The 26729-nt window shown below is 71.0% G+C and carries 24 protein-coding genes; 12 read left to right on the forward strand and 12 right to left on the reverse strand.

The features are described 5' to 3' along the window. Positions 1–24: 24 nt before the first annotated feature. Positions 25–921, reverse strand: coding sequence for a LysR family transcriptional regulator (locus E9232_RS29795; RefSeq protein WP_309800430.1), 897 nt, complete (start codon positions 919–921; stop codon positions 25–27). A 94-nt stretch (positions 922–1015) separates the two neighbouring features. On the opposite strand from E9232_RS29795, the gene E9232_RS29800 reads away from it, so the two are divergent. Further along, positions 1016–2413, forward strand: a complete 1398-nt coding sequence (locus E9232_RS29800; protein WP_309800432.1) for a mercuric reductase — start codon at positions 1016–1018, stop codon at positions 2411–2413. Positions 2414–2433: 20 nt separating this feature from the next. On the opposite strand, the gene E9232_RS29805 is transcribed toward E9232_RS29800, so the two are convergent. Continuing rightward, entirely contained in the window at positions 2434–3390 is a 957-nt protein-coding gene (locus E9232_RS29805; protein ID WP_309800434.1) for a threonine dehydratase, read from the reverse strand. 107 nt (positions 3391–3497) lie between these two features. Here E9232_RS29805 and E9232_RS29810 point away from each other — a divergent pair, with 107 nt between their 5' ends. After that, positions 3498–4847 (forward strand): aminotransferase-like domain-containing protein, encoded by a 1350-nt coding sequence (locus tag E9232_RS29810; RefSeq protein ID WP_309800437.1) that lies wholly within the window; start codon positions 3498–3500, stop codon positions 4845–4847. Here E9232_RS29810 and E9232_RS29815 read toward each other — a convergent pair. Then, entirely contained in the window at positions 4844–5326 is a 483-nt protein-coding gene (locus tag E9232_RS29815) for an LEA/WHy family protein (RefSeq protein WP_309800439.1), read from the reverse strand. The genes E9232_RS29810 and E9232_RS29815 overlap by 4 nt on opposite strands. Positions 5327–5422: 96 nt before the next feature. Between E9232_RS29815 and E9232_RS29820 the strand changes: the two genes are divergently transcribed. Continuing rightward, complete coding sequence (locus E9232_RS29820) at positions 5423–5944, forward strand: cupin domain-containing protein (RefSeq protein ID WP_309800441.1); 522 nt, start codon at positions 5423–5425, stop codon at positions 5942–5944. A gap of 170 nt (positions 5945–6114) precedes the next feature. Further along, positions 6115–6732, forward strand: a complete 618-nt coding sequence (locus tag E9232_RS29825) for a hypothetical protein (protein ID WP_309800443.1) — start codon at positions 6115–6117, stop codon at positions 6730–6732. A gap of 36 nt (positions 6733–6768) precedes the next feature. Here E9232_RS29825 and E9232_RS29830 read toward each other — a convergent pair whose 3' ends face one another. The 4 genes from E9232_RS29830 to E9232_RS29845 all read right to left on the reverse strand — a co-directional run bounded on the left by E9232_RS29830 (position 6769) and on the right by E9232_RS29845 (position 10741). Then, the gene (locus E9232_RS29830) at positions 6769–8535 is read right to left on the reverse strand and encodes a tetratricopeptide repeat protein (protein WP_309800446.1); all 1767 of its coding nucleotides are present in this window, start codon (positions 8533–8535) and stop codon (positions 6769–6771) included. A gap of 68 nt (positions 8536–8603) precedes the next feature. After that, complete coding sequence (locus tag E9232_RS29835) at positions 8604–9059, reverse strand: PaaI family thioesterase (RefSeq protein ID WP_309800448.1); 456 nt, start codon at positions 9057–9059, stop codon at positions 8604–8606. Positions 9060–9063: 4 nt separating this feature from the next. Next, positions 9064–10092, reverse strand: a complete 1029-nt coding sequence (gene cobT / locus E9232_RS29840; RefSeq protein WP_309800450.1) for a nicotinate-nucleotide--dimethylbenzimidazole phosphoribosyltransferase — start codon at positions 10090–10092, stop codon at positions 9064–9066. Between the two features lie 196 nt (positions 10093–10288). Further along, positions 10289–10741 (reverse strand): NUDIX hydrolase, encoded by a 453-nt coding sequence (locus E9232_RS29845; protein WP_309800452.1) that lies wholly within the window; start codon positions 10739–10741, stop codon positions 10289–10291. Positions 10742–10894: 153 nt separating this feature from the next. On the opposite strand from E9232_RS29845, the gene E9232_RS29850 reads away from it, so the two are divergent. After that, positions 10895–12559: a Na/Pi cotransporter family protein gene (locus tag E9232_RS29850; RefSeq protein WP_309800454.1), complete on the forward strand. Its 1665-nt coding sequence runs from the start codon at positions 10895–10897 to the stop codon at positions 12557–12559. Here E9232_RS29850 and E9232_RS29855 read toward each other — a convergent pair. Together E9232_RS29855 and E9232_RS29860 are read right to left on the reverse strand one after the other, a co-directional pair. Then, complete coding sequence (locus E9232_RS29855) at positions 12556–13002, reverse strand: response regulator transcription factor (RefSeq protein WP_309800457.1); 447 nt, start codon at positions 13000–13002, stop codon at positions 12556–12558. The genes E9232_RS29850 and E9232_RS29855 overlap by 4 nt on opposite strands. Positions 13003–13482: 480 nt before the next feature. Beyond that, positions 13483–15831: a calcium-binding protein gene (locus tag E9232_RS29860; RefSeq protein WP_309800461.1), complete on the reverse strand. Its 2349-nt coding sequence runs from the start codon at positions 15829–15831 to the stop codon at positions 13483–13485. A gap of 615 nt (positions 15832–16446) precedes the next feature. Here E9232_RS29860 and E9232_RS29865 point away from each other — a divergent pair. The 5 genes from E9232_RS29865 to E9232_RS29885 all read left to right on the forward strand — a co-directional run bounded on the left by E9232_RS29865 (position 16447) and on the right by E9232_RS29885 (position 20808). Then, a complete protein-coding gene (locus tag E9232_RS29865) occupies positions 16447–17049 on the forward strand; it encodes a DUF2239 family protein (protein WP_309800462.1) in 603 nt (200 codons plus the stop codon). A 15-nt stretch (positions 17050–17064) separates the two neighbouring features. Continuing rightward, complete coding sequence (locus tag E9232_RS29870; protein ID WP_309800464.1) at positions 17065–18456, forward strand: MATE family efflux transporter; 1392 nt, start codon at positions 17065–17067, stop codon at positions 18454–18456. Positions 18457–18685: 229 nt separating this feature from the next. Continuing rightward, positions 18686–19435: an adenosylcobinamide-GDP ribazoletransferase gene (gene cobS, locus E9232_RS29875; protein ID WP_309800466.1), complete on the forward strand. Its 750-nt coding sequence runs from the start codon at positions 18686–18688 to the stop codon at positions 19433–19435. Continuing rightward, positions 19432–20061, forward strand: coding sequence for a histidine phosphatase family protein (locus tag E9232_RS29880; RefSeq protein ID WP_309800468.1), 630 nt, complete (start codon positions 19432–19434; stop codon positions 20059–20061). Before cobS ends, E9232_RS29880 begins: the two co-directional genes overlap by 4 nt. A 51-nt stretch (positions 20062–20112) precedes the next feature. Further along, entirely contained in the window at positions 20113–20808 is a 696-nt protein-coding gene (locus tag E9232_RS29885; RefSeq protein WP_309800470.1) for a lipid-binding SYLF domain-containing protein, read from the forward strand. An 83-nt stretch (positions 20809–20891) separates the two neighbouring features. Here the strand turns inward: E9232_RS29885 and E9232_RS29890 are convergent, their stop codons facing one another. The 3 genes from E9232_RS29890 to E9232_RS29900 all read right to left on the reverse strand — a co-directional run bounded on the left by E9232_RS29890 (position 20892) and on the right by E9232_RS29900 (position 23840). Continuing rightward, positions 20892–21710, reverse strand: coding sequence for a MetQ/NlpA family ABC transporter substrate-binding protein (locus E9232_RS29890; protein WP_309800472.1), 819 nt, complete (start codon positions 21708–21710; stop codon positions 20892–20894). 32 nt (positions 21711–21742) lie between these two features. After that, positions 21743–22777 carry an isopenicillin N synthase family dioxygenase gene (locus tag E9232_RS29895; protein ID WP_309800474.1) on the reverse strand — a complete coding sequence of 345 codons (1035 nt, stop codon included), beginning with the start codon at positions 22775–22777 and terminating at the stop codon, positions 21743–21745. A gap of 229 nt (positions 22778–23006) precedes the next feature. Beyond that, positions 23007–23840, reverse strand: coding sequence for an EcsC family protein (locus tag E9232_RS29900; protein ID WP_309800475.1), 834 nt, complete (start codon positions 23838–23840; stop codon positions 23007–23009). 83 nt (positions 23841–23923) lie between these two features. Here E9232_RS29900 and E9232_RS29905 point away from each other — a divergent pair, with 83 nt between their 5' ends. Next, positions 23924–24658: an NAD-dependent deacylase gene (locus E9232_RS29905; protein ID WP_309800477.1), complete on the forward strand. Its 735-nt coding sequence runs from the start codon at positions 23924–23926 to the stop codon at positions 24656–24658. A gap of 102 nt (positions 24659–24760) precedes the next feature. After that, positions 24761–26728: a PhoX family protein gene (locus E9232_RS29910; RefSeq protein WP_309800479.1), complete on the forward strand. Its 1968-nt coding sequence runs from the start codon at positions 24761–24763 to the stop codon at positions 26726–26728. The last annotated feature ends 1 nt before the right edge of the window (position 26729 follow it).

Below are 26729 nucleotides of genomic sequence, written 5' to 3' on the forward strand. Positions count from 1 at the left end.
GGCGCCGGGGCCTGCTTCGGCCGTTCAGCGGGTCGCCCCGCCCGACAGCTGTGCCTCGACGAAGTCGGCGAAGGCGCGGGCCTTGGCGCTGGCCTGCCGCCCGCTGGGGAACACCGCCCACAGGTCGAGCGGCGGCAGCGACCAGTCCTGCATCACCGGCACCACGGCGCCGGAGGCCAGCTCCGGCGCGAACATCCATTCCGAGGCGATGGCCAGGCCCAGCCCGCCCAGCACCCCCTCGCGCACGCCCTCCGCCGCGTTGGCGCGAAGCCGGCCGCGCAAGGTGACGGAGCGTTCGACGCTGCCCCGGCGGAAGGTCCAGGCCGCGCCGGCCCCGGGCTGGTCGTGGATGACCGCCTGGTGCGCCGCCAGGTCGACCGGGGCCTGGGGCACGCCGGCCGCTTTGAAATAGGCGGGGGTGCCGATCACGCAGCGCCGGCACTGCCCGATCCGCCGCGCCGTCAGGGTGGAATCATCCAGCCGGCCCATCCGCAGCGCCAAATCCACCCCGGCCTCGATCATGTCGATCTGCCGGTCGTCGAGCACGACGTCGACATCGAGGGCCGGGTGCTCCGCCAGGAACAGTGACAGCCGCGGGATCACATGCAGCCGGGCGAAGGTCACGGCGCCGCAGACGCGCAGGCGGCCCGACAGCGTCGCGGCGGCGCCGCGCGCGGCGTGCTCAGCCTCGTCGGCCTCCTCGATCGCGCGCTTGGCGCGCTGGTAGAAGGTCCGGCCCGCGTCGGTCGGCGTCAGCCGGTGGGTCGAGCGCAGCAGCAGCCGCACGCCCAGCCGGTCCTCGAGCTGCGCGATGGTCTTGGACACGGCCGGCTGGCCGACGCACAGCTGTCGGGCCGCGCCCGAGAACGAGCCGGCGTCGACGACGCGGATGAAGGCTTCCATGGCGGCCAGTCGGTTCATCTTCATTCCTTCCAGGAATAAAGCATATCACCAGACGGGGGCTTCCACAGGCGACGGGGAATGAGCATCAGGCACCCCTACACGGAGGATCGTCATGACGCAGTCGGAACGGTTTGACGCCCTGGTCCTCGGCAGCGGACAGGGCGGCAAGTTGCTGGCCTGGCATCTCGCGCGCTCCGGCCAGCGCGTCGCGGTGGTCGAGCGGCGCTGGGTCGGCGGCTCCTGCCCCGCCGTGGCGTGCCTGCCCAGCAAGAACGAGATGTGGAGCGCGCGGGTGGCGCATCTGGCGCAGCATGCGGGGCAGTTCGGCACCATCACCGGCCCGGTCGCGACCGACATGGCCAAGGTCCGCCAGCGCAAGCGCGACATGGTCGAGCGCGAGATCGCCTTTCACCTGAACGCCTACAAGACCAGCGGCGCCGAGCTGATCATGGGGTCGGGGCGCCTGGTGGCGGCGAAGACGGTCGAGGTGCAGCTGAACGACGGCGGCACGCGCCTGCTGGCGGCCGACCGGGTGTTCCTCAACCTCGGCAGCCATGCGCTGATCCCCGCCGTGCCGGGGCTCGAGGCGGCAGGGCCGCTGACCCATATCGAGGCGCTGGAGCTCGACCGCCTGCCGGCGCATCTGGTCGTACTCGGCGGCGGCTATGTCGGCCTCGAAATGGCCCAGGCCTATCGCCGCTTCGGCAGCCAGGTGACGGTGATCGAATCCGGGCCGCAGCTGATGAGCCGCGAGGACCCCGACGTCGCCCAGGAGATGCACCGGATCCTCAGTGGCGAGGGCATCCGCTTCCTGGTGGGGGCCGAGGCGCTGGCCGTGCGCGGCCGGTCCGGCCAGGAGGTCGCGGTCACCGTGCGCACCGCCGCCGGGGAGGAGACCATCACCGGCAGCGACATCCTGGTCGCGGCGGGGCGGGTGCCCAACACCGCCGGGATCGGGCTGGAGGAGGCCGGCATCCGGCTCGACGGCCGCGGCTTCATCGCCGTCAACGACCGGCTGGAGACCAGCGCGGCCGGCGTCTGGGCGATGGGCGAATGCGCCGGCAGCCCGCAATTCACCCATGTCTCGGTCGACGACTTCCGGATCATCCGGGACAACCTCGCCGGCGGGCGGCGCAGCACCGGCGACCGGCTGGTGCCCTACTGCGTGTTCACCGACCCGCCGCTCGCCCGGGTCGGGCTGAACGAGCGCGAGGCCCAGCGCCAGGGCATCGCCACGCGCGTCGCCCGGCTGCCGATGGCCGCCGTGCTGCGCACCGAGGCGACCGACGAGACCGATGGCTTCATGAAGGTGCTGGTGGCCGGCGACGACGACCGCATCCTTGGCTTCACCGCCATCGGCTCCGAGGCCGGCGAGATCATGGCCGCGGTGCAGACGGCGATGCTGGCGGACCTGCCCTATCCCCGGCTGCGCGACGCCGTCATCGCCCATCTGACCATGGCGGAGGGCCTCGGCCCGCTGCTCGGCAACGTGCCGCCCCGGGCCGCCTGACCGTCCGCCGGGCTGGCGGCTCAAGCCTCGGAGATCACCCGCCGGGCCAAGGCCAGGTCGATGTTGCCGCCGGTCAGGATCAGCCCGACCCGCTTGCCGCGCATCCGCTCGCGCTCCTGCAGCAGCGCGGCCAGCGGCGCGGCGCCGGCGCCCTCGGCCAGGTTGTGGGTGTCGGTCCAATAGGCGCGCAGGGCGGCGGCGATCTCGTCGTCGGTCACCCGCACGATGCGCTCGGCACCGGCCCGGATGATGGCGAAGGCCTCGGGGTCGGGCACCCGGCAGGCCATGCCGTCGGCGAAGGTGTTGGCGGTCTCGGTCGTCACCACCCGCCCGGCCTCGAGGGACAGCGCCATCGCCGGCGCCTCGGTCGAGACCACGCCGACGATCCGGGTCTTCAGGCCCAACAGGTCGCGGGTGCGGATCAGGCCCGAGATCCCCGACCCCATGCCGATCGGCACATAGACGGTATCGAGATCGGCCACCGCCCGGAACAGCTCCAGCGCATAGGTGGCGGCGCCGCGCATCAGGTCGGGGTGGAAGGCCGGCGCCATCTCCAGTCCGCGCTCCCCGGCCAAATGCCTGGCGTGGCCATAGGCTTCGTCGAAGTCGCGGCCATGCTCCACCAGCTCTGCCCCGAAGGCGCGCATGGCGGCGTTCTTCTCGGTCGAGTTGCCCTGCGGCACCACCACGGTGACGGCCAGGCCGGTGCCGCGGGCGGCGAAGGGCAGGCTCTGGCCGTGATTGCCGCGCGTTGCGGTGACGACGCCGCGGATGTCGGGCCGGCGGCGGCGCAGCGCGTCGATGAAGACCAGGCCGTTGCGCGCCTTGTAGGCGCCGATCGGGGTGTGATTCTCGTGCTTGACCCAGACCTCGCAGCCGGTGCGGGCAGCCAGCAGCGGCCAGGCCAGCTGCGGGGTCGGCAGCATGGTCGCGTGCACCAGGCGGGCGGCGTCCTCGAGGGCGGTCAGGTCGAACATGGTCGGCGCTCCGGGTTGAACTCAGGCCGGGTCGAACTCAGGATTGACGCCCAGCATCGGCTGCCGTGATTGTGTGGGTCAACGAAGACATTGTGTGGCAGACAAGAATGTGGAGCCCGAGCCTGGAGGGGCGCAGCCCGGTGCGCTACCTCGCCATCGTCGAGGCGATCGCCGACGCCATCGCCGCCGGCAGCCTGCGGCCGGGCGAGCGGCTGCCGACCCATCGCGACCTGGCCTGGCACCTCAAGCTGAACGTCAGCACCGTGACCCAGGCCTATCGCGAGGCGGCGCGGCGCCACCTGGTGTCGGGCGAGGTCGGGCGCGGCACCTATGTCCTGGCCGCCAGCCGCGAGGCCGCGCTGTTCGGCCTGAAGGCCGGGGCTGGCGGCCGTCCCGATGTGATCGACCTGTCGACCAACGTGCCGGCGATCGACCCCGACGCCACCGACCTGGCGGCGGCGCTGGCCGCCATCGCCGCCGAGGGCCGGATCGACGCGGCGCTGGCCTATCACCCGCCGGCGCTGCTGCAGCGGGCGCGGGTCGCCGGCGCCACCTGGCTCGCCGCCCGCGGCCTGCATCTGCGCCCGGCCGACGTGGTGCCCTGCGCCGGGGCGCAGGCGGCGCTGGCGGCGGCGCTGCTGCAACTGTGCCCGCCCGGCGCCCCGGTGCTGGTCGAGGATCTGGCCTTCCCCGGGCTGAAGGCGGCGGCGCGCTGGCTGCGCCTGCCGCTGCACGGCGTCGCCATGGATGGCGAGGGCATGCTGCCCGACGCGCTCGACCGCGCCGTCCGCGCCACCGGCGCCACGGTCGCGGTGCTGGTGCCGAACCTGCAGAACCCGACCGGCACGGTGATGGGCCCGGCGCGGCAGGCCGAGATCGCCGCTGTCGCCGACCGCCACGGGCTGTGGCTGGTCGAGGACGACGTCTATGGCGCGCTGACCGACCGGCCGCCGCTGGTCGCGCTGCTGCCCGAGCGCGGCGTGCTGGTCACCAGCCTGTCCAAGAGCGTGGCGGCGGGGCTGCGCTTCGGCCTGATCGCCGGCGCCAGTGAGCCGGTGTACGCTTTGGCCGACCAGATCCACGCCACCAGCTGGCCGCTGGCGCCGCTGATGGGCGAGGTCGCCTGCCGCTGGATCGAGGACGGCACCGCCGCCCGCCGCCTGGCCTGGCAGCGGGCCGAGATCGCCGCCCGGCACGCCCAGGCCCGGCGGGCGCTACCCGGCTTCGTCGCGCCCGACGGCCCGCCCAGCCCGCATCTCTGGCTGCCGCTGGCCGACGGGGCGGGCGCGGCCGCGTCCTGCCTGGCGGCGGGGGTGGAGGTGGTGGCGTCCGACCTGTTCGCGGTGACGCGGGAGGCGCCGCAGGGGCTGCGAATCAGCCTCGCCGCCGCGGCCGGCCGGGCCGAGCTGGCCGAGGCGCTGACGCGGTTGCAGGGCGTCGTCGGCGTGGGGCTTTAGAACGGAAGCAAAGAGTCCATCAGCGAATCCCGCAGCGAGAACACCGTGCCGTCGTCGTGGTAGGGGATCTGGCGGCCGGCGCTCAGGATCACGCCCTCGACGCTCCATTTCAGCTCGCCGCGGCGGCCGATGGTGGCCAGCTGGTCGACCAGGCCGAGGGCGGAGCCGCGCAGCGGCAGCGTCACCCGCCGCTCGCCCAGGGCCGGCAGCAGGAAGGGGCGGTCGCTGCGGCCGCTGCCGAACTCGCGCCCGTTCATCTCCACCGTGGCGGTCATGGCGTCGACCTGCAGCCCGGTGCCGGCCTGCTCCTCCAGCCCCAGCTCGATCTCCCAGCGCTGCTCGAACAGGGTGGCGTCCAGCGGTCGCAGGTCGACGATGCGGATCCGGGGCGGCGGCGGCCCGCCGAACGGCCCGGCGCAGGCGGCCAGCAGGCCGGCGGGCAGCAGGGCGAGCAAAGTGCGGCGATGGTGTCGGCTCATGTCCCGAGGCTCGGCTGCGACTGTGTCAGCGACATGGCACCGTCGGCCGGGTTCGGCTAGTCTCGTTCGATGTACGTTCTCTAGGGGGAAACAGCCATGGCATCGACGGACCGTCCGTCCTGCATCACGCATTGGACCGAGATCGAGGGGCCGGACGACCGACATTACAAGGGCGACGACGAACTGATGGCCATCGGCGCGCCCTTCGCCCGGCATTTCGGGCTCGGGCGGCTGGGCATCCACCACGAGCGGCTGCTGCCGGGGCGCCGCACCTCCTATCCGCATGCCGAGAGCCTGGAGGAGGAGTTCGTCTATGTCATCGAGGGTACGCCCGATGTGTGGCTGGACGGGGTGCTGCACCGGCTGAAGCCGGGCGACGCCGTCGGCTTCCCGGCCGGCACCGGCCAGAGCCACAGCTTCCTCAACAACACCGACGCGGAGGTGCGGCTGCTGGTGGTCGGCGAGACCCCGAAGGCCGAGAACCGCATCGTCTATCCGCGCAACCCGGAGCGGAAGCCGATGCGCGACGACTGGTGGGATGACGTGCCGCAGCGCCCGCTGGGCGACCATGACGGCCTGACCGACAAGATCCGCGCCTGGCGGGCCGGCAAGAAATAGACGGCCGGTCCGCGTCCGCCGGGTTCGCGCCCGCGAACTCGGCGGATCCGGATTGATTGCGGCAGTGTTACTGCTGCAACGTGAATGTCCCGCCTCGACATCGAATTGGAACCGAGTCCGCTTAGCATCTCACCCCCATCCGGAGGTCAGATCAGCGAAGCGAGGTTGCTGTGCCGAAAGCCGTCACGAACGAGCCGATGCATCACATCTTGGTGTTGAGCAACGACTTGAGGGAAGGGGTAGAAAATTTTGTTTCTACCAAAAGCCTGGAGCGGAAAAGATATCAAAAAATCACGGCGGCTGGCATACCAAAAATAAAAGAAGGTGATGTTCTCTATATTTCAGCTCACGGTTATAATTCAAAGGACGAGAAGAGCGCAGCAAACGAAATACAGACCAGCCGTTTAGGGGATATGAAGCCAGATCAGTTTCATGAATTTCTGGTAAAAAGCAAATTGCCTAACGTCTTGATGAAACTGAAGATTTTTGCCTGCTTCAGCGCCGGCCTGACGCTGGCCGATGGTGACACCATCAACGTCAATCAAAGTTTTGCCGGCCAGGTCGCCAGCCTGCTGCATAAGACCCACGACAAGGTCACGGTCTATGGCTACCTCGACGAGTTGAAACTCGGCGCCGTCGTGAACGGCCACAAGTCGGGCGGTACGCGGCTCAACGACCCGACCAAAGCAGGGTTCCGGGCCAAGGACAGGCGCTACGAATTTGCCCTGGATGGCACGATCGTCGGGCCGTCAGGTCCGATGAAGCTGAAGGAACAGCGCTGGCAGTGAACTGCCGGTGATCCCGTCCCGCGCCGCGGCCCGGCCCTAGTCCGGCAGCCCCGCGCGGCGCAGGGTGTCGAGGTAGCGCTCCATCACCTCGGGCTGCTTCCACGGCACGCCGGCGCGGGTGTTGGCGATGGTGGCGCCGGGCGCCACCGCCAGCAGCCCGGCCAGCGCTGCCTTGGCCTTGTCGGCCTGGCCCAGCGCCGACAGGCTGGCCGCCAGCAGCCGGTGGGCCACCGGGAAGGCCGGGTACAGGTGGATCGCCTGGCGCGCCCATTCCGCCGCGCCGTCGTCATCGCCCGCGGCGAAGGCGGCGAGGCCGAGGAAGGCGTGGACCCAGTGGTTGGCCGGGTCGCGCGGACTCAGCCGCAGCGCGGTCTGCAGCGTATGCCGGGCCGTCTCGCTGTCGCCCGCCAGGGCGTAGTAGCCGCCGCCCAGCATATGGGCGAAGGCCAGGTTGGGGTTCAGCGCCAGCGCCGTCTCCAGCCGCCGCTGCGATTCGTCGAAGCGGCGCAGGAACAGGGCGACCATGCCCAGCACGGTCTGGGCCTCGGCGTCGCGTGGGTCCAGGTCGACCGCTTGGCGCGCCATCGCATCGGCGTCGCCCAGCGACCGGGCGGGGTCGGCGCTGCGCCCGAACAGCACGTCCCACACGTCGCACATGGCGTGCACCACCCGGGCCCGGGCGATGCCGGGATCCAGCGCGATGGCCTGGGCGGCGAAGGTGCGGGCCTGGGCGCCGTCCGCCGCGGTCAGGCGCCAGGCGTGCCAGCCGGCGCGCATCACGCAGTCCCAGGCGTCCATGCTGGCGGGGTCCTGCCGCCGGGCGCGCTGCATCTCGGCGCCGATCAGCTCCGGCGCCACCACGCCGACGATGCTGTCGGTGATCTCGTCCTGCACCGCGAACAGGTCGTGGATCTCGCGGTCGTAGCGCTCGGCCCAGACATGGGCGCCGGTGGCGGCGTCGATCAGCTGGCCGGTGATGCGCACCCGGCTGCCGCCCTTGCGCACGCTGCCCTCCAGCACGTAGCGGACGCCCAGCTCGGCGGCCACCTGCTTCACATCGACCGGCCGGCCCTTGTAGGTGAAGGACGAGTTGCGGGCGATGACCAAGAAGCCGTTGTGCTTCGACAGGCCGGTGATGATGTCCTCGGCGATGCCGTCGGCGAAGTACTCCTGGTCGCGGTCGGCGCTCATGTCCTGGAACGGCAGCACCGCGATCGACGGCTTGGCGGCGGCCGCGGCGCCGCCGGATGCGCCGCTTCCGGCATCGTCCGCCGCCTCCAGCCGGACGCGGTACACCCGCACCGGTTTGCGGATGTTCTTCAGCTGCTGCTGGCCGAGGTCGTCGAAGGCGAGGTCGAGCTTGCCGATGACCTGGTCGAACACGCTGGCGGTGATCGAGATGCCGCCGGGCTCGGCCATGCCCTCCAGCCGGGCGGCGATGTTGACGCCGTCGCCCAGGATGTCGTCGCCGTCGATCACGATGTCGCCGAGATTGATGCCGGCGCGGTACTGGATGCGGCGCTCGGCGGGCAGCCCGGCCTCGGCCTCCAGGACCGCGCGCTGGATCCGCACGGCGCTGTCCAGCGCGTCGACCACGCTGCCGAACTCGACCAGCAGCCCGTCGCCGGTGGTCTTGACGATGCGGCCGCCATAGGCTTGCAGCACCGGGTCGATCAGGTCGCGGCGATGGGCCCTCTGGCGGGCGATGGTGCCGGCCTCGTCGGCCCCGACATGGCGGGAATAGCCGACCATGTCGATCGCCAGGATGGCGACCAGCCTGCGGGTCACGCGGTCGCTGCTCAAGAGAGGCCCCCGCCTGGTTCGCGCTGCCGGCAGCTTACCGGCCCCGGCGCGCCTGAGTCCATGCGGGGCTAATCCGCCATCCCGTCGCGGCCTTCGATCGCCATCAGGGTGGCGGTCAGGAAGGCGACCAGCTTCTCCTGCCCCGCGGTCTCGGCGAAGACCTCCGCCTGCGCCAGGGTCAGGGTGCGCCCGGCCTTGATGACGCGGCCGCGGGCCAGGATGCGCTCGCCGGCCGCGGGCGCCACCAGGTTGATCTTGAACTCGGTGGTCAGCACCCCGGCCCCCGGCGGCATCAGGGTCAGCGCGGCATAGCCCGCGGCGGTGTCCGCGATGGCCGCCACCGCGCCGGCATGGACGAAGCCATGCTGCTGCGACACGGCGGGGCTCGCCGGCAGCGCGATCCCGACCGCTCCTGGCTCGATGCGCAGGATCGATGCGCCGAGGGTGCGCATCAGCCCCTGCTTGTCGAAGCTGGCCTGGATGCGAGCCCGGAAGGCCGGGTCCTTCGGGATCGGAGGGCTCAAGGGATCAGTCCTTGTTGCTCACCCCGGCCTGGGCGAAGGTGGCCATGCCCTCGTGGCAGGCCAGGGCGCCGCGAACCAGGCCGATCGCCAGGGCGGCGCCGGAGCCCTCGCCCAGCCGCATGCCGAGGTCCAGCAGCGCGGTGCGGCCCAGCTTGTCCAGCAGCCGGCGATGCCCCGGCTCGGCCGAGACATGGGCGATCTGGCAATGGTCGAGCGCATGGCGGTCGGCCGCCCACAGCACCGCCGCGGCGGCGGTGCAGGTGTAGCCGTCCAGCAGCACCGGGATCCGCGCCATCCGCGCCGCCAGCACCGCGCCGACGATCGCCGCCAGCTCCAGCCCGCCGAAATGACGCAGGATCTCGAACGGGTCGGTCAGCGCCGCGCGATGGACGGCCAGGCCCTGGGCCACCACCTCGGCCTTGCGCCTGACTCCCGCGGCGTCGACCCCGGTGCCGGGCCCGACCCAATCGGCCGGGTCGCCGCCGAACAGCGCGGTGGCCAGGGCGGCGCCGGAGGTGGTGTTGCCGATCCCCATCTCGCCCAGGCACAGCAGGTCCAGCCCCGGCTCCACCGCCATCATGCCGTAGGCCATGGCGCGGGCGCAGTCGGCCTCGGTCATCGCCGGGGCGATGGTGAAGTCGGCGGTCGGGCGGTCGAGGTCCAGCTCATAGACCCGGAGGTCGCTGTCCGCGACCTGGCACAGCTGGTTCACCGCGGCGCCGCCGGCGACGAAGTTCTGCACCATCTGGGCGGTGACCGCGACCGGATAGGCCGACACGCCCTGGGCCACGGCGACGCCGTGGTTGCCGGCGAACACCGCCACCCGCGGCCGGCGCAGCTGCGGCGGGGCCTTGCCCTGCCATACCGCCATCCATTCGGTCAGGTCCTCCAGCCGGCCGAGCGACCCCGGCGGCTTGGTCAGCTGCCGGTCGCGCTCGCGCACTGCGGTGCCCGCCTCCAGGTCGGGGCCGGGCAGATGGCGCAGCAAAGCGCGCATTTCGTCGAGCGTGTCGGGCGGCTGAAGCTGGGACATGGCGGGCTTCCGGTTGCGGGAGCGCGGACCCTGCCACCAAAGCGCCGTGGCGTCAAAACCGATGCGGGGCGGGATGGGCGGTGCTCCCTTTCCGTCATTGCGGGGGAGGCGAAGCCGACGAAGCAATCCATGGACCCGCCTGGCATGGATTGCTTCGCTGCGCTTGCAATGACGAGGGAGGGAAGATGCGACGCGCCTATTCCGCCGCCTTCCGCGCCGCCAGTCGGGCGGCGAAGGTGGCGACCACGTCGCGCAGCCCGGGGTCGTCCAGCAGCGCCAGCGCCGCGTCCGGGTCCAGCCAGCGCGTCTCGCGCTGGTCGCGCTCGGGCCAGCTCTTGTGCTGCCGTTCGACCTGCAGCGGGAAGACGCGGACCTCGCAGGGCACGCTGACCCCGTCCTCCAGCCATTTGTCGTAGACGAAGCTGCCGATCGACTTGGCGGCCACGGCGCCGCGCACCCCGGCCTCCTCATAGGCCTCGCGGGCGGCGGACTTGGCCGGCTTCAGCCCCTTGATCGGCCAGCCCTTGGGGATGATCCAGCGCCGCGTCTGGCGCGAGGTGACGAGCAGGATCTCGAGCGATCCGTCCGGCCGGAAGCGGTAGGGCAGGGCCCCTTGCTGGATGCGGATCGCCTTGGATTTGCCCGCCACTGTCCCCCCTGACCCCGAATTCCAGGCGGGCCTTGATCCCCCCGGGTAAATCGGGAACGATCGACTCGTTCGGCAGGCCCGACCGAAGCCTAGGTCAAGACGCGGGAGGTGGCGACCCATCATCATGCCCGACCGTGAAGGACCGTCCCGAGAATGAGCTTTCCCGTCACCTTGATCGATCTCGCCGGGTCCATCGCCCTGCTGCTGTGGGGCACGCACATGGTGCAGACGGGAATCCAGCGCACCTTCGGCCCGAAGCTGCGCGCCATCCTCGGCACCGCGCTCAAGAACCGGTTTCGTGCCTTCTTCGCCGGCATCGGCGTGACTGCGGTGCTGCAGAGCAGCACGGCGACCGGGCTGATGGTCTCCGGCTTCGCCGCCGGCGGGCTGGTCGACCTGGTACCGGCGCTGGCGGTGATGCTCGGCGCCAATGTCGGCACCACGCTGATCGTCCAGGTGCTGTCCTTCGACGTCGCCGCGGCCTCGCCGGCCCTGATCCTGATCGGCTTCCTGCTGTTCCGCCGCGATTCCTCCACCCAGTCGCATGATCTCGGCCGGGTCTTCATCGGCCTCGGCCTGATGCTGCTGGCGCTGCACCAGCTGCTGGCGCTGATGACGCCCTATGAGGACGCGCCCAGCCTGCGCATGCTGCTCGGCGCGGTCTCGACCACGCCGGTGCTGGACGTGCTGCTGGCCGCCGCCTTCACCTGGGCGGCGCATTCCAGCGTCGCCGTGGTGCTGCTGATCATGTCGCTGGCCGCCAACGGCGTGGTGCCGCCCGAGGCCGCCTTCGCCCTGGTGCTGGGCGCCAATCTCGGCACCGCGATCAACCCGGTGATCGAGGGCGTGTCCAGCGAGGACCCGGCGGCCAAGCGGCTGCCGATCGGCAACCTGCTCAACCGCACGCTCGGCGTGCTGCTGGCGCTGGCGGCGCTGGGGCCGCTCGGCGAGCTGATGGTCCGGATCGAGCCCGACAACGCCCGCGCCGTGGCCGATTTCCACACCCTGTTCAACCTGGCTCTGGCGGTGGTGTTCTTCCCGCTGCTGACGCCCTACGCGAAGCTGCTGCAGCGCCTGCTGCCGCGGCGCGTCGACCCCTCTGACCCGTCGCGGCCGCTGTATCTCGACGCCGCCGCGCGGGAGACGCCGATCGTCGCCTTGGGGGGTGCCGCGCGCGAGGCGATGCGCCTGGCCGACGTGCTGGAGGCGATGCTGCACGGCGCCCGCGACGCGCTGCAGAAGGGCGACCGCAAGGTGATCGCCGAGACCAAGCGGATGGACGACGTGCTCGACCATCTCAACACCGCGATCAAGGGCTACCTCACCTCGCTCGACCCCGATGCGCTCAGCCCGGCCGACCACCGCCGGCTGGGCGAGATCCTGCACTTCGCCATGAACATGGAGCAGGCGGGCGACGTGGTGGAGGGCAACCTGCTGCCGCATGCGGCCAAGCGGCTGAAGCGGGGCCTCGAATTCTCCAAGGAGGGCGAGGCCGAACTGCTGTCGATGATGGACCGCCTGGCCACCAATTTGCGCACCGCCGCCTCGCTGTTCATGACCGACGACCGCCGCGCGGCGCGGATGCTGGTCGAGGAGAAGGTGACGTTCCGCGACCTCGAGGCGGCGGCGACCCAGTCGCATTTCGAGCGGCTGCGCACCGGCCGGCGCGACACGGCGGAGACCAGCGCGATGCATCTCGACCTGCTGCGCGACATGAAGCGGGTCAACGGCCACATCGTGTCCGCCGCCGCCTATCCCGTGCTCGAACGCTCGGGCGAATTGCTGGCCAGCCGGGTCACGGACGGCGACGGCTCCTAGCCGGCGAGCAGGCCGAGGCCCAGCGCGGTGGCCACGGCCTCGGTCCGGCTGGAGGCCTGCAGCTTGCGGATCAGGGATTTGACGTGGTCCTCGACCGTGTAGACCGACAGGCCCAGCCGGCGGGCGGCCTCCTTGTTCGAGGCGCCGCGGGCCACCAAGGCCAGGCAGTCCTTCTCCCGGCGGGTCAGGGTCGCCGCCGCCTGCGACAGGCTGGCGGCCACGCGCTGCGCCTCCGCGGCGGCGAGACGCCGCTCGATGTCGAGCGCCCGGCCGAGATGCGGGGCGACATAGCGCAGGAAGCGCGCCTGCTCCTCGCCCCAGCCGAATCCCTGGCGCGGCCGCCAGATCGCGACGGCGACGGCGGGCTCCTGCCGGTCGGCCCTGACCAGGCACAGGCTGCTGTGCAGGCCCTGCGGCTTCAGGAAATCAGTGTGGAAATCCATCCAGGCGCCAGCCGTCTCCGGCATCGGCACGCCATCGATGAAGACCGACCAGGCCGGCAGTTTCGGCCATGCCGACGGTCCGGACCGTCGGTCGTCCCGGGGGCCGGCTTCGGCCGAGGCTGTGCGGAAGAGGTGTTGCGCTGGACAGAACCGATGAACCGCCATTCTCCGGCCATCGAGGACTTGCGAGAGGAGGTCGAGAACGGCCTCCCAGTCGCCATGGCCGACTGCGGCATCATAAGCCCGGCCGATCAAATCATCGAGAATGCCTTCATTCAACATAATGATTCAGCCATATATGAATATGTAAGGCTCGTCCGCTGCCTTAAGCGCAGCGGACGAGCATGAGTTATTATAGTGAAGTTTGTGGTCTTTCAGTGGCGGCAAGGATTGATTTGGATATTCTGCCCTGAGTTCTGCTTTGGATTGAGCATTCCAAGAAGACCCTTGGGATTATTTGCTGTACTGAGGAGCGAACGGCTAGAGCATGAAGTCCGCCGCGACCAGCGCCATGGCGCCGGTCAGGACGATGGCGAAGTCGGCCACCGCGTCTCCATTGACGTCCCCACTGACGACGGTGAAGCCGCCGGACACGGTCGCATGCAACTCGCCGGCATGGTGGGTGAAGGCACCGGCGCCGATGAAGTTGAAGGCCTGGTCGCCGGCGACCGTGGTGTTGGCGTCGATCCCGACCAGGTCGATCCGGTCACCCTGGGCATGGGAGAAGTCAGTGATCCGGTCGGCGCTGGCTACCAGGCTCTGGCCGACGCTGCCGTAGACGAAGCGGTCCGCCCCGGCGCCGCCCGCCAGGATGTCCTGGCCGCCGAGCCCTGCCAGCACGTCGTTGCCGGCGTTGCCGACCAGGGTGTTCGCGCCGCCGTCGCCGAGCAGCGCATCGTTGAAGCTGCTGCCGTAGAGGTTCTCGACCGAGACCAGCACGTCGCCCGTGGCATTGCCACCGGCGGCGGTGCCGGCGGCCAGGTTGATGAGGACGGCGCTGGCGCTCTCGCTGTACATCGCGGTGTCGATGCCGGCGCCGCCGTCGATGTGGTCCGCCCCGACGCCACCGCGCAGGATATCGTTGCCGTCCATGCCATTGAGCGTGTCGTTGCCGGCCTGGCCGTCGAGGGTGTCGCCGCCGCCATAGCCGGAGAGGATGTTGGCATCGGCCGACCCGATCAGGACGTCGTTGTAGCCGGAGGTGCCCTGGACGTTCTCGACGCCCGAGATGACATCGCCCTGGGCCTCGCCGCCGACGCCGACGCCGGTGGTCAGGTTGACGGAGACGCCGGCGGCGCCGTTGTAGTCGATGGTGTCGATGCCGGCCCCGCCATTCAGCGTGTCCGCCCCGTTGCCGCCCTGCAGGAAGTCGTCGCCGTCCATGCCGTTGAGCGTGTCGTTGCCGTCGCCGCCGTAGAGGCCATCGGCGCCGCCGTAGCCGGACAGGACATTGGCGTCGGCCGATCCGATCAGGGTGTCGCCGTAGCCGGTGGTGCCCTGGACGTTCTCGACCCCGCTGATGACGTCGCCCGCGGCCTCGCCGTAGAAGCCTTGGCCGGTGGCTAGGTTGACATAGACCCCGGCGGCGCCGTTGTAGTCGATGGTGTCGATGCCGGTGCCGCCGTTCAGCGTGTCCGCCCCGTTGCCGCCCTGGAGGAAGTCGTTGCCGTCCATGCCGTTGAGCGTGTCGTTGCCGTCGCGGCCGTAGAGATAGTCGTTGCCGCCATAGCCGGAGAGGACGTTGGCGACGGCCGACCCGTAAAGGTAGTCGGCATAGCCGCCGGTGCCCTGGACGTTCTCGATGTCGTAGAGCCGGTCGCCCGCAGCCTCGCCGTAATAGCCGTAGCCGCTGGCCAGGTCGATATAGACCCCGGCCGTGCCGTTGTAGTCGGCGGTGTCGATGCCGGACCCGCCATAGAGCGTGTCCGCCCCGGCCCCACCCTGCAGGAAGTCGTCGCCGCCATATCCGGACAGGACGTTGTTGGCGGCCGACCCGATCAGGGAGTCGCCGTAGCCGCCGGTGCCCTGGACGTTCTCGATGTCGTAGAGCCGGTCGCCCGCGGCCTCGCCGTAGTAGCCGTAGCCGGTGGCCAGGTTCACATACACTCCGGTCGTGCCGTTGTAGTCGGCGGTGTCGGTGCCGGACCCGCCATAGAGCGTGTCCGCCCCGGCCCCACCCTGCAGGAAGTCGTCGCCGCCGTAGCCGGACAGGACGTTGTCGGCGGCCGACCCGATCAGGGTGTCGCCGTAGCCGCCGGTGCCCTGGACGTTCTCGATATTGAACAGCCGGTCGCCCGCGGCCTCGCCGTAGTAGCCGTAGCCGGTGGCCAGGTTCACATACACTCCGGTCGTGCCGTTGTAGTCGACGGTGTCGACGCCGTCGCCGCCGTCCAGCCAGTCGGCGCCGTTGCCGCCTTGCAGGAAGTCGTTGCCGGTCATGCCATAGAGCGTGTCGTTGCCGTCGCGACCGTAGAGATAGTCGTTGCCGCCGTAGCCGGAGAGAACGTTGGCGACGGCGGAGCCGTACAGGGTGTCGCCGTAGCCGCCGGTGCCCTGGACGTTTTCGATGTTGAACAGCCGGTCGCCGGCGGCCTCGCCATAGTAGCCGTAGCCGCTGGCCAGGTCGACATACACGCCGGCCGCACCGTTGTAGTCGACGGTGTCGATGCCATTGCCACCATCCAGCCAGTCGGCGCCGTTGCCACCTTGCAGGAAGTCGTTGCCGTCGAAGCCATACAGCGTATCGTTGCCGTCATAGCCATACATGTTGTCGGCGAACGACGTTCCGAAAAACAGGTTGTTGCCGCTGTTGCCATAGAAATTAGCCACTTGAATCTCCTGTGAGAACGGGCAGCCGCGCCGATGCTTGGTTGGCTTGGCGGCCTCGTCGATTGCGTGAGGCGAATTCGGGCCAAAGTGACGACGTCACCGGAAGCGGGCCGGCTCCGTTGAGAGGCAGGTGCAGCGGCCGGAGTTTCAGCCGTGCGTCGACCGGCCCCTCGATCGTATCGTGGTCAGGATGGTCCCCTGTGGTGGCCGGACCGCGTCCATCGCTCGGGATATGCTTGTCGGTGATGAACCATGTGGTTCCATCGCCCGACAGGCCTGTTTCTTGATCCAGCCGGGCTGTTCCGCCCGCCTGTGCCGCGTCCACGATGACGAGAAATCGCCTCGGGCCGTATGCTGCTGGCCGCGACGTGCCCCTCCGCAAGAGGGCCGCTTCCGGGGGATCGTTGCCCATCGGACAGCAGTGCCGCGTACTCTTACAGTGTCCGGATTTGGGGGAGTCGCCTCAACCCCCCAGGATCGGGGGGATATCGCCGAATTCTGGGCGGGGAGCGATGCTTCTCGAAGTTGGTATGCGTATTTTGCCCGGGTGTAATTGACGCGCCAATTTCACCCGGGTATAAGGCGCGGCTCCAGCCGTGTCGCCAGGAAGGCATCATGACCGCGAACTCCGAGCCATCGACCTGCACCGCCTTCGCCGGGCCGCGCCGCATCGCCTCCGGCCCGCTGGCCGAGGTGGCGCTGGCGGTGAAGCGCGCCGTCGAGGGCGGCGAGGCGGCGCCGGTGCTGGTGTTCGACGACGGCACCAGCCGGCCGGTGGAGATCGACCTGCGCGGCAGCGAGGCCGAGATGCTGGCCCGCCTGGCGCCGGCCGTCCCGGAGGTCCCGGCGCCGGCCGCGCCGCGCGGCCCCGGCCGCCCCCGGCTCGGCGTCGTCGCCCGCGAGGTCACGCTGCTGCCGCGGCATTGGGACTGGCTGTCGCAGCAGCCCGGCGGCGCCTCGGTGACGCTGCGCCGCCTGGTCGAGGAGGCCCGGCGCGGCGGCGAGGGACGGGACCGGCTGCGCCTGGCGCAGGAGGCGGCCTACCGCTTCATGGCGGCGATGGCCGGCGACCTGCCCGGTTTCGAGGAGGCGTCGCGCGCCCTGTTCGCGCATGATCGGGACCGATTCGACGCGCTGAACGGGGCCTGGCCCGCCGACATCCGCGACCATGCGCGGCGGCTGGCGGCGGCCGCCTTCGCCGTGTCGCGGCCGGCCTGAACGAGGGGGAGCATCATGTCCGAAGCGATCCAACGCCCGGTCCCGACCTTGCCCGTCGCGGCCCCGGCGCCGGTGCTGTGGAAGGCGTTCCTGCTGTTCCTCGGGCCGATGATGCTCAGCAACATCCTCCAGGCCCTGTCCGGCACCATCAACGGCATCTATCTCGGCCAGATGATCGGGGTCGGGGCGCTGGCCGCGGTCTCGGCCTTCTTCCCGATCCTGTTCTTCTTCATCTCCTTCATCATCGGCCTCGGCGGCGGTGCCTCGGTGCTGATCGGCCAGGCCTGGGGCGCCCGGGACCCGGAGAAGGTCAAGGCGATCGCCGGCACGACGCTGTCGGTGACCATCCTGGCCGGGCTCGCCGTCGCCCTGTTCGGCGGCGCCTTCACCCGGTCGTTGCTGGCCGTGGTGGGAACGCCGCCCGACATCCTGGCCGATTCCACCGCCTATGCCCGGATCATGCTGATCGCCATGCCGGGGCTGTTCGTCTTCATCCTGATGACGTCGATGATGCGCGGCGTCGGCGACACGGTCACGCCGCTGTTCGTCCTGCTGCTGCAGACCGGGATCGGGCTGCTGCTGACGCCGGCGCTGATCCGCGGCTGGGGCGGGCTGCCGCAGATGGGCGTGCTCAGCGGCGCCTATGCCGCGATCGTCTCCTTCCTGGTCGCCCTGGCCTGGCTGGCGGTCCATCTGCGCCGCCGCGGCCATGCGCTGGCGCCCGATGCCGCCCTGCTGCGCCATCTCTGGATCGATCCGAAGATCCTGCGGGCCGTGCTGCGCATCGGCCTGCCCTCCGGCGTTCAGCTGGTGCTGGTGTCGGTGGCCGAGGTCGCGGTGCTGTCCTTCGTCAACGGCTTCGGCTCCGACGCCACCGCCGCCTATGGCGCGGTCAACCAGGTGGTCAGCTACGTCCAGTTCCCGGCGATCTCGATCGCCATCACCGCCTCGATCTTCGGCGCCCAGGCGATCGGCGCCGGCCGGGTCGACCGGCTTGGCGCCATCACCCGCACCGGCATCCTGCTCAACCTCGCCGTCACCGGCGGGCTGGTGGCGGTCGCCTACCTGTTCTCGCGCACGCTGATGGGCTTCTTCCTGACCAGCGGCCCGGTGATCGAGCTGGCGCAGACCCTGCTGCACATCACGCTGTGGAGCTACATCATGTTCGGCCTTGCCGCCGTGGTGGCCGGGGTGATGCGGGCCAGCGGCACGGTGCTGGCGCCGATGGCGATCTCGCTCTTCGCCATCCTCGGCGTCGAGGTGCCGGTGGCGTGGTGGCTCAGCCACAGCATCGGCATCAACGGCATCTGGATCGCCTATCCCATCGCCTTCGGCGTGATGGCCCTGGGCCAGGCGGCCTACTACCGGCTGGTGTGGCGGAAGCAGGCGATCCGCCGCTTGGTTTGAGACAGGCGGTTGAGCTGCTTTTGCATTGCCTCTTCCACCCCTCAGTCGTCATTGCGAGGAGGCGAAGCCGACGAAGCAATCCATGGCGCCGCCTGGCATGGATTGCTTCGCTGCGCTCGCAATGACGGGGAGGGTGTCGGGAGAGGCGACGCGACGGTTCTCAATCACGCCACGATCGTTCGGGTGAGCGCTCTTGCCCGCCCCGAGACAACCGGTTAACCCGCTCGATATGGACGATCTCCTGCGCGAGCTCCGCGTCGCCACCGGGTTCCTGACCCGGCTGCCGGTGCGCTGGCCGGATGCGGCGCCGGCCGATGCGCTGGCGCGGTCGATGCGGGTGTTCCCGCTGGTCGGCGCCGGCATCGGCCTCGCCGCCGGGCTGGCCTGGGCGCTGGCGCTGGGACTTGGCACCCCCCATCTGGTCGCGGCGCTGCTGGCGCTGGCGGCCCAGGCGCTGCTGACCGGGGCGCTGCACGAGGACGGGCTGGCCGATGTCGCCGACGGCTTCGGCGGCGGGCGCGACCGCGACCGCACCCTCGAGATCATGCGCGACAGCCGGATCGGCAGCTACGGCACCCTGGCCCTGGTGCTGTCGGTCGGGCTGCGCGCGGCGGCCCTGGCGGCCATCGCATCGCCCTGGGCCGGCGTCGCGGCGCTGGCCGCGGCCGGGGCGGTGTCGCGGGCGACCTGTCCGGCGCTGCTGGCCTGGCTGCCGCCGGCCCGGACCGACGGGCTGGGCGCCGGGGCCGGGCGGGCGCCGTCCGAAGCCCTGGCCGTCGCCCTCGGCCTCGCCGCCTGCTTCGCCCTGCTGCTGCTCGGGCTGGGCCATGGCCTGGCCGCCCTGGTCCTGGCGGCCTTGCCGGCCTGGGCGCTGGCCGGGCTGGCGCGGCGGCGCATCGGCGGCCACACCGGCGACGTGCTGGGCGCGGCGCAACAGCTGGCCGAGGTCGCGGTGCTGTGCGCCGCGGCGGCGTCATGAGCACCACCCGCTGGTGGTGGATCCGCCACGCTCCGGCGGTCAACCCGGACAAGCTGCTCTACGGCCGGCTCGACCTCGCGGCCGACACCGGCGACACGGCGGCGATCGCAGCCCTGGCCGCCCGGCTGCCGCGCCGCGCGGTGTGGCTGCACTCGCCGCTGCGCCGCACGGCCGAAACCGCCGCGGCCCTGCTGGGGGCGATGGGGGAGACGATCGTGCCGGTCACGGTGCCGGAGCTGATCGAGCAGAGCTTCGGCGACTGGCAGGGCCGGCCCAGCCGCGAGGTCTATGCCGGGCTGCCCCGCCACGACCCGTTCTGGTCGCATCCGGCCGCCCACGCCCCGCCGGGCGGCGAAAGCTTCGACGCGGTGATGGCCCGGGTGCAGCCGGCGATCCGCGGCCTCGGCGCCGCCCATCCCGGCCGCGACATCGTGGCCGTCGCCCATGCCGGCACCATCCGCGCCGCGGTGGCGCTGGCGCTCGATCTCGACGGCGAACGCGCGCTGCGCCTGGCGGTCGACACGCTGTCGCTGACCCGGCTCGACCTGATCCGGTCATCCTCAAGGGGTAAATCTTGGCGAATCGTCACCCAAAATCTGCCATCCGGAACAGAAAAGATGTATTGATTGTTTAGTGCTGGGCCATGATTCTTCATCTGGAATCTGAGGGGAGCCTCCATGATCGACCGCCGCATGTTTTTCCGCCTGACCGGCGCATCGGCGGCCGGGTTGGCCCTATCCGGCACCCTGTCCGCCTGCGGCTCGAGCACCTCGACCCAGAGCGACGCCCAGCTGCTGGTGGATGAAAGCCGGGGCGCGCTGCAGGACCTGCTGTCGGCGCAGGAGCTGTCGGCGATGCCGCGCTACATCCGCGGCGCCAAGGCGGTGCTGATCTCCCCGTCGCTGCTGCGTGGCGGCTTCATCTTCGGCGGCCGCGGCGGCAATGCCCTGATGCTGGTCCGCCTGGCGGACGGCAACTGGAGCTATCCGGCCTTCTACGGCATCGGCGGCGGCAGCTTCGGGCTGCAGATCGGCGGGCAGGTGTCGCAGCTGGTGCTGACGATCATGACCGAAAAGGGCCTGAAGGCGGTGGAGCAGAGCAACTTCACCGTCGGCGCCGACCTGACGGGGGCGCTGTTCACCCTGGGTGCCGGCGTCGGGGCCTCCACCGGCCTCAACACCAACGCCGACATGTACGCCTTCTCGCAGAACAAGGGCCTGTTCGCCGGCGGCACGCTGGACGGCACCGTCATCAGCGAGGACCAGGGCCGGAACGACGCCTATTACGGCTTCGGCACCGCGGCCCGCACCATCTTCCTCGGCCAGAAGAGCAATCCGGGGGCCGACCAGCTGCGCAATTTGATGCCGAGATAGGGCGGATTGCGGATTCCCCACTTCGCCATCCCCGCTTTCGCATCGCGAAAGCGGGGATGGCGTTTGGAAAGAGGGGCCGCTCTTCAGTCATTCACCGGAATCACCGACCCGTGGTAGCGGTCGCGGATGAACTTCGCCACCGCGGGCGAGGTCAGCACCGCGGCTAGGCGCTTGATACGCGGGTCGTCCGCCAGCTTCGGCGTGGTCACCAGGATGTTGCCGTAGGGGTTGCCCTCGGCCTTCTCCAGCCCCAGCGCGTCCTTGGCCGGGGTCAGCCCGGCCTCGAGCGCGTAGTTGCCGTTGATCACCGCCAGGTCGACGTCGTCGAGCGCGCGCGGCAGCAGCGCCGATTCGACCTCCAGCACCTTGAGGTGCTTGGGGTTGCCGGCTATGTCGTTCGGCGTCGCCAGCTGCTTGTCGGGCTCGGCGAAGCCGTCCTTCAGCGTGATCAGCTTCTGGTCCTGCAGCAGGTAGAGGGCGCGGCTGAGGTTGGTGACGTTGTTCGGCACCGCCACCGTGCCGCTGTCCGGCACCTCGGCGAAGCTCTCGTGCCGGCGGGAATAGACGCCCAGCGGCTCGACATGCACGGTGGCGGCCACCGCGAAGCTCTGGCCCAGCGCCTGTTCCTGCGAGCGCAGATAGGGCACGTGCTGGAAGTAGTTGGCGTCGATGTCGCCATGCGCCAGCAGCTCGTTCGGGTTGACCGCGGTGCTGAGCTCGATGATCTCCAGCTTCAGGTCGGGCGCCTGTTGCTGGACGAAGGCCAGGATCTCGGCATGGGGCACGGCGTCGGCGGCGACGCGCAGCGGCGCGTCCTGGGCCAGGGCGGCGCCGGCCAGGAGAACAGGCAAGGCGGCAGCGGCGGCCGCCCGCGCGAGGCGGGCGGTCATGAGGCGAAGCATGGGGTTTCTCTAAGTTTGGGGGGCGCGGCGTGTCAGGCGGTGGTCGCGGCTTGGGCGGCCAGGATGTCGGCATAGTGGCGCTTGGCCACGTCGGGGTGCGAGCGCAGGCGGCCCTTCAGGTAGTTCGGCCCGACATCGTGGAACAGCGGGTTCTGCGGGTCGCTGGCCGGGCCCCGCGCCTCGGCCGCGAGGGCCGGCGGCAAGTCGAGCAGCGGCACCGTCGCGTCCAGCCGGGCGCCGAGGAAGAAGGCGACCGACAGCCGGTCGGCCCCGGCCGGCGGCGTGATCACCCGGTGCACCGTGGCGCGGAGGTAGCCGTTGGTCGCCAGCTCCAACAGCTCGCCGATATTGACCACGAAGGTGCCCGGCACCGGCTCGGCGTCGATCCAGCGCCCGTCCTCGCCCTCGACCTGCAGGCCGCGCTGCTGGTCCTGCAGCAGCAGGGTCAGGAACCCCGAATCCTTGTGGGCGCCGACGCCCTGGTCGCTGCCGGTGGCGTCGCGGCCGGGGTAGCGGATGATCTTGATGTGCTGGTTCGGGGTGTCGCCATAGATCGGCTCCAGCGCGTCCGCCGGCTGGTCCAGCGCCTCGGCGAAGGCGCCGAGCAGGCGGATGGCGATGCGGGTCAGCTCGGCCTGCCAGCGCAGCAGCACGGTCTTCAGCTCCGGCTGCGCCGCCGGCCACTGGTTCGGGCCCTGCAGCCGCAGCCAGGCCGGCACGCCGGGGCCCTGCGGGATCACCGGCCGTTCGGCGCCGATGTCAAGCTGCTCGCGCCAGTCCGGCTGGCCGCGCGTCAGCTCCCAGGCGGCGCGGGTGAAGCCGCGGAAATGCGGCGAGTTCACCATCTCGATCGCCAGCTTGTCGGCCTCGGGCAGGGCGAAGAAGTGGCGCGATTCCGCCCGCACCTGGTCGACCAGCGATTCGGGCACGCCATGGCCGCCGAGATAGAAGAAGCCGACGTCGCGGGCCGCGGTGCGCAGTCGGTCGAGGAAGGCGCGGCGTGCCGCCGGCCCGGCATCGAGCTGGGCGAGGTCGAGCAGCGGAAGGGCGAGGGTGGCGGTGGTCATGGGATCCTCGGGCCGGCTGAATCAACGGCGGGGAAGCGCGCAATCCATAAATTTACATACCGAATTTCAGGTGTGGATTATATAACAAATGTGAATTGCTATTCACGCTCCCCAATCTTGTCATTGCCCGGCGTGACAGTGACGAGGCGGTTGCTCCAGTGCGAGCGCCGGCCAACCCTGGGCTCTCTCCTCAACCAGACGGCCTATCCTTGCCTGGTCCGCGACCGCGTCACACCGGCTCGATCTTGTCCGGCAGCGCCGGGGGCGGCGTGGGGCGCGGCGGCAGCCCCAGGCTGTCATAGGCCAGCCGCACCGCGGCGAGGCCGTGGGTGCGCTCCAGCCGCCGCACCGTGAAATGGGCTCGCGCCAGCCGCCGGAAATGCTCGAGGAAGGCGAGGTTGACCGTGGCGCCGGCCGCGGCGCCCAGCACCGGGGCGGCCTGGGCCGACAGCTTCAGTAGCACCGGGCCGCTGAACCGCGCGGCGATGGCCGAGACCAGGCGCGGCATCACCGCCGCGGTGGCGTTGGGCACCACCCGGGCCAGGGCGATCCGGGTGGCGAGATAGCCGGTCTCGACCGCATCGTCGGCCGGGTCGGGCCGGCCCAAGGCGAAGACCTTGAGGCATTCGACCGCCGTTTCCGGGCTGGCCGGATCCTCCCCCGCCGCCGCGGCCTCGGCCGCGATCTGACGCAGCAGCAGGGTGGTGGAGACCGGCAGTTCCAGCAGCGTGCCGGGCAGGCCGAAGGCGCCGCCGGCGGCGCCGCTGGCCGCCGCCAGACCGCGATGCAGCCACGCCTCCGGCCCGCGCGGCACGCCGCGGCCGGGGCCGCTGCGCAGGGCCGCCTTCAGCGCGGTCGTCAGGGCGCGGCGGACGGCGCCGTCGAGTGCGGACTGGATGTGGGCCGGCAGGTTGCGCTTCAGCGCCTCGACCGGCGTGCCGGCCAGGGCGGACAGCCGCGCGGTCAGCGTGTCCTGGTCGAGCACCGCCTTGGCCGCGGCCAGCTCGGCCATGGCGTCGGGCGGCAGGGGCAGCGGGACGGGCAGCGCGGCGGTCGTGGTCATACCCGAAAGATTGGGGGCCGCGGCGGGATGGCAAGGGCGTGATCGCGGTTGAGCCCCGGCGCCGCCATCGCCATGATCGCGCCATGCAGCGCATCCAGCCCGGCGATCCCATCGTGATCCTGACCGGGGCCGGCATCTCGAAGGAGAGCGGCCTCGACACCTTCCGCGACACCGGCGGGGTCTGGACCCGCGTGCGGCTGGAGGATGTGGCGACGCCCGATGCCTTCGACCGCGATCCCGACCTGGTGCACGGCTTCTACAACGCCCGCCGCCGCACCCTGGCCGACCCGGCCATCCAGCCCAACCCGGCGCATGCGGCGCTGGTGCGGCTGGAGCGCGACTGGCCGGGCCCGGTGCTGCTGGTCACCCAGAATGTCGACGATTTGCACGAGCGGGCGGGCAGCCGCGGCCTGATCCACATGCATGGCCAGCTGGCGCGGGCCCGCTGCCTGGCCTGCGGCGCCGGCCGGGACTGGGCCGGCGACCTGTCGGTCGACACCCCCTGCCCCGCCTGCGGCGCCACCGGCGGGATGCGGCCCGACGTGGTGTGGTTCGGCGAGATGCCGCTGGCGATGGCGAAGATCGAGGCGGCGCTGGCGGCCTGCCGGCTGTTCGTGTCGATCGGCACCTCGGGCACCGTCTATCCCGCCGCCGCCTTCGTCCACCAGGCGCTGGACGCCGGCGCCCTGACGGTCGAGCTGAACCTGGAGCCGGGCCAGGCCTCCGGCCTGTTCGCGATCCGCCGCCGCGGCCCGGCGACGCAGCTGGTGCCGAAGTTCGTGGAGAGGCTGCTGGCGGGCGAGTTCCCCGGCCGCTGAGGCCGACACCGCACCGTCATCGAAACTTCATCGCGCCGTCACCCGGCCATCGCCGACGCCGTGGAGGATCCGGCGTCCGCCTCCAGCCAGGATCTCCCCGCCATGACCAAGCGCCTCCGCGCCCGGCGCCGGCTCGCCGGCCTGCCCGCCGACCGCTACGCCACCACCGACAAGGGCCGGATCATCCGGCGGACCGCCGCGGTGGAGGCGCCGGCCCTGTCCGGCCTGGTGCGGGCGACCCTGTCGCGCCGCGGCCTGCTGCTGGGGTCCGCGGCCGCCGCGGTGGCCCTGTCCCTGCCCGGCGAGCGCGCCGCGGCGGCCGAAACCAGCGTCGGCTTCCCCGAGCTGAAGCGGGTGATGGACGACCACGACCGCATCGCCGCCGGCTACGACCGCAAGGTGCTGATCCGCTGGGGCGACAAGGTGCTGCCCGACGCACCGGAATTCGACCCCGCCAACCTGACGGCGGCCGCGGCGGCGCGCCAGTTCGGCACCAACAACGACCTGCTGGTCTACCTGCCGCTGCCGATCGGCTCCGGCCGCTCCGACCACGGGCTGCTGTTCGTCAACCATGAGTATCCCAACCCGCAGCTGATGTGGCCCGGCCTGACCGAGGACGATGCCGGGGCGAAGATGACCGAGGCCCAGGTCGCGGTCACCATGGCCGCGATCGGCTGCTCGGTGATCGAGGTGAAGGACGACGGCGCCGGCTGGCAGGTGGTGGCCGGCAGCCGCTACGCCCGCCGCATCAGCCCGGCGACGCCGATGCGGATTTCCGGCCCGGCCGCGGGCCATCCGCTGATGCGCACCGCGGCGGATCCGGAGGGGCGCACCGTCCTGGGCACCTTCGACAACTGCAACGGCGGGGTGACGCCCTGGGGCACCGTGCTGTCCTGCGAGGAGGGGTTCGACGGCTGGTTCGGCGGCGACCCGGCCAAGACCGAGCATGCGGCGCTGCTGGCCCGCTACGGCGCCGACAAGGAGGAGGACGGCTATGGCTGGGGCCGCTTCCACGACCGGTTCCACTACGAGCGCGAGCCGAACGAGGCGCACCGCTTCGACTGGGTGGTGGAGATCGACCCCTACGACCCCGAGGCGCAGCCGGTGAAGCGCACCGCGCTGGGCCGCTTCACCCATGAGAATGCCAGCTGCGTCGTGGCGCCGGACGGCCGCGTGGTGGTGTACATGGCCGACGACCACGACTTCGACTACCTCTACAAATTCGTCAGCGCCAGGCCCTGGAACCCGCAGGACCGCGCCGCCAACCGCGACCTGCTGGACGAGGGCACGCTGCATGTCGCCCGGTTCAATGCCGACCTGACCCTGGACTGGCTGCCGCTGGTGCAGGGCGAGGGCAAGCTGACCGCCGAGAACGGCTTCGCCAACCCGGGCGATCTCGCGATCAAGACGCGGCTCGCCGCCGACCTGGTCGGCGCGACCCCAATGGATGCGCCGGAGGGCTTCTCGGTCAACCCGGTCACCGGCCGCCTTTATGTCGCCCTGACCGAGAACGAGGATATCGCGCCGGACCAGGTGAACGCCGCCAACCCCCGGGCGCCGAACCCCGAGGGCCATCTGCTGGAGCTGACGCCCCCGGCTGCAGACGGCCGGATCGACCATGCCGCCGCCCGCTATGGCTGGGACATCTTCATCCTGTGCGGCGATCCGGCGAAGCCCGAGGCCCGGGCGCGGTATCACCCCGCCACCTCGGCCGATGGCTGGTTCACCGACCCCGACAACATCGCCTTCGACCCGGACGGCCGGATGTATGTCTGCACCGACGGGCCGCCGGATGCCGGCTTCAACGACGCGCTCTATGTCCTCGACACCGACGGGCCGGGCCGCGCCCTGCCGAAGCTGTTCTATTCGCCGCCGCGCGGTTCGGAATGCAGCGGCCCCTGCTTCACTCCGGACGGGCGGACGCTGTTCCTGTCGGTGCAGCACCCCGGCGAGGATTCCGAAACGCTGGACGCGGTGACCACGCGCTGGCCGGATTTCCGTGACGGCGTGCCGCCGCGGCCGGCGGTGATCGTGATCCGCAAGGCCGATGGCGGGCCGATCGGCACCTGAC

This window comes from Inquilinus ginsengisoli, assembly GCF_031453975.1.
In the GTDB taxonomy this organism is placed as follows: Bacteria; Pseudomonadota; Alphaproteobacteria; order DSM-16000; family Inquilinaceae; genus Inquilinus; species Inquilinus ginsengisoli_A.

Excerpts from the sequence above, each read along its gene's own strand:
- E9232_RS29795 (WP_309800430.1), bottom strand. The coding sequence starts at position 921 with ATGAACCGACTGGCCGCCATGGAAGCCTTCATCCGCGTCGTCGACGCC.
- E9232_RS29800 (WP_309800432.1), top strand. The coding sequence starts at position 1,016 with ATGACGCAGTCGGAACGGTTTGACGCCCTGGTCCTCGGCAGCGGACAG.
- E9232_RS29805 (WP_309800434.1), bottom strand. The coding sequence starts at position 3,390 with ATGTTCGACCTGACCGCCCTCGAGGACGCCGCCCGCCTGGTGCACGCG.
- E9232_RS29810 (WP_309800437.1), top strand. The coding sequence starts at position 3,498 with ATGTGGAGCCCGAGCCTGGAGGGGCGCAGCCCGGTGCGCTACCTCGCC.
- E9232_RS29815 (WP_309800439.1), bottom strand. The coding sequence starts at position 5,326 with ATGAGCCGACACCATCGCCGCACTTTGCTCGCCCTGCTGCCCGCCGGC.
- E9232_RS29820 (WP_309800441.1), top strand. The coding sequence starts at position 5,423 with ATGGCATCGACGGACCGTCCGTCCTGCATCACGCATTGGACCGAGATC.
- cobT (WP_309800450.1), bottom strand. The coding sequence starts at position 10,092 with ATGTCCCAGCTTCAGCCGCCCGACACGCTCGACGAAATGCGCGCTTTG.
- E9232_RS29850 (WP_309800454.1), top strand. The coding sequence starts at position 10,895 with ATGAGCTTTCCCGTCACCTTGATCGATCTCGCCGGGTCCATCGCCCTG.
- E9232_RS29855 (WP_309800457.1), bottom strand. The coding sequence starts at position 13,002 with ATGGATTTCCACACTGATTTCCTGAAGCCGCAGGGCCTGCACAGCAGC.
- E9232_RS29865 (WP_309800462.1), top strand. The coding sequence starts at position 16,447 with ATGACCGCGAACTCCGAGCCATCGACCTGCACCGCCTTCGCCGGGCCG.
- E9232_RS29870 (WP_309800464.1), top strand. The coding sequence starts at position 17,065 with ATGTCCGAAGCGATCCAACGCCCGGTCCCGACCTTGCCCGTCGCGGCC.
- cobS (WP_309800466.1), top strand. The coding sequence starts at position 18,686 with ATGGACGATCTCCTGCGCGAGCTCCGCGTCGCCACCGGGTTCCTGACC.
- E9232_RS29880 (WP_309800468.1), top strand. The coding sequence starts at position 19,432 with ATGAGCACCACCCGCTGGTGGTGGATCCGCCACGCTCCGGCGGTCAAC.
- E9232_RS29885 (WP_309800470.1), top strand. The coding sequence starts at position 20,113 with ATGATCGACCGCCGCATGTTTTTCCGCCTGACCGGCGCATCGGCGGCC.
- E9232_RS29890 (WP_309800472.1), bottom strand. The coding sequence starts at position 21,710 with ATGCTTCGCCTCATGACCGCCCGCCTCGCGCGGGCGGCCGCCGCTGCC.
- E9232_RS29895 (WP_309800474.1), bottom strand. The coding sequence starts at position 22,777 with ATGACCACCGCCACCCTCGCCCTTCCGCTGCTCGACCTCGCCCAGCTC.
- E9232_RS29900 (WP_309800475.1), bottom strand. The coding sequence starts at position 23,840 with ATGACCACGACCGCCGCGCTGCCCGTCCCGCTGCCCCTGCCGCCCGAC.
- E9232_RS29905 (WP_309800477.1), top strand. The coding sequence starts at position 23,924 with ATGCAGCGCATCCAGCCCGGCGATCCCATCGTGATCCTGACCGGGGCC.
- E9232_RS29910 (WP_309800479.1), top strand. The coding sequence starts at position 24,761 with ATGACCAAGCGCCTCCGCGCCCGGCGCCGGCTCGCCGGCCTGCCCGCC.